Raw genomic sequence first — 1,250 nt, 5'->3', positions numbered from 1 at the left:
AAAACGCTTAACAATTAAGCTTAAAATTTGACTATGCGGATGCACAATTTTTCTGCTAATAATATCTGAATCAATAATAGGAATACCTAAATTTACAAAAATATTAGCAATCGTGCTCTTACCACTACCAATCCCGCCGGTTAGTGCAACTACATAAGACATAATATAATATAACTACCTAACAATTAATTATTAAATCGTCATTTTTCTTGCTAGTATTAATAATACTAAAATTGTTACTTAGCTAAAACGCATAGATAAATCTAATGCCTGCACATTTTTAGTTAAAGCACCTACTGATATATAATTAATACCCATTAGAGCATATTTTTGCACGTTAGTTAATGTAATATTACCAGATACTTCTAGCGCAGCGCGTTGTTGAGTCATCGCTATTGCATTAGTAATATTTTGATAACTAAAATTGTCTAGCATGATAATATCAGCTTTTGTTTCTAGTGCTTGTTCTAGTTCTGGTAGATTTTCTACTTCTACTTGAATAGGCAGATTGGGATGTAAAATCAAAGCATTAGCTACTGCATTAGCAATAGACCCCGCAGCCATAATATGATTTTCTTTTATAAGAAAAGCATCTGTTAAGCCAAATCTATGATTATTACCTCCACCACATAGTACCGCATACTTTAATGCAGTACGGTAGCCTGGTAGAGTTTTACGGGTATCTAATAGTTTTGTGTTAGTATTTATTAACACATCAGCATAACATTTGACTTTGCTAGCAACACCACTCATTGTTTGAATCAAGTTCAGAGCTGTACGTTCACCAGTAAGTAATATTCGTGTAGAGCCAATTAATTCACATAAGATTTGATTTGTTTGTATGGAATCTCCATCATCAACTTGCCAATTAATAGTAATATTACCTCCTAGTTGTTTAAATACTTCTTGAAACCAGTCTTTTCCACAAAAAATACCATTTTCACGAGTAATAATAACTGCACTTGATTTACTTTGCTGAGGTATGAGTTGGGCCGTAATATCTGCTTGTGGATGAATAGCTCCACCTAAATCTTCTTTAAGTGCAAAACTAACTATATATGGGAGATCTTTTTTAATACGTGTGAATAATTCTATTTTACGAATCTTAAAATTATAACTAGAAGAAAACATAAAAACTCCGTATTAAATACTAAGGACTTACTAAAAATACAACTTTTATCTAAAACAGTACAAATTAGTTAAGTTTGACTTCATATCAAAACTATTGATTACAAATCATAGTCTTAATT

At 31.0% G+C, this 1,250-nt stretch carries 2 protein-coding genes; both read right to left on the bottom strand.

Features of this window, described 5'->3' with window-relative positions; translation table 11 throughout:
• A partial coding sequence (locus CEX73_RS02975; RefSeq protein WP_146643231.1) for a dephospho-CoA kinase occupies nucleotides 1-162 on the bottom strand: 162 nt, incomplete at its 3' end.
• Between the two features lie 78 nt (nucleotides 163-240).
• Nucleotides 241-1,131, bottom strand: coding sequence for a carboxylating nicotinate-nucleotide diphosphorylase (nadC, locus tag CEX73_RS02970; RefSeq protein ID WP_101627099.1), 891 nt, complete (start codon nucleotides 1,129-1,131; stop codon nucleotides 241-243).
• Nucleotides 1,132-1,250: the final 119 nt, after the last annotated feature.

The sequence above is a fragment of the Candidatus Palibaumannia cicadellinicola genome (assembly GCF_002855795.1).
GTDB classification, from domain to species: Bacteria; Pseudomonadota; Gammaproteobacteria; order Enterobacterales; family Enterobacteriaceae; genus Baumannia; species Baumannia cicadellinicola_C.
This window is presented reverse-complemented; position numbering and strand designations above follow the sequence as displayed.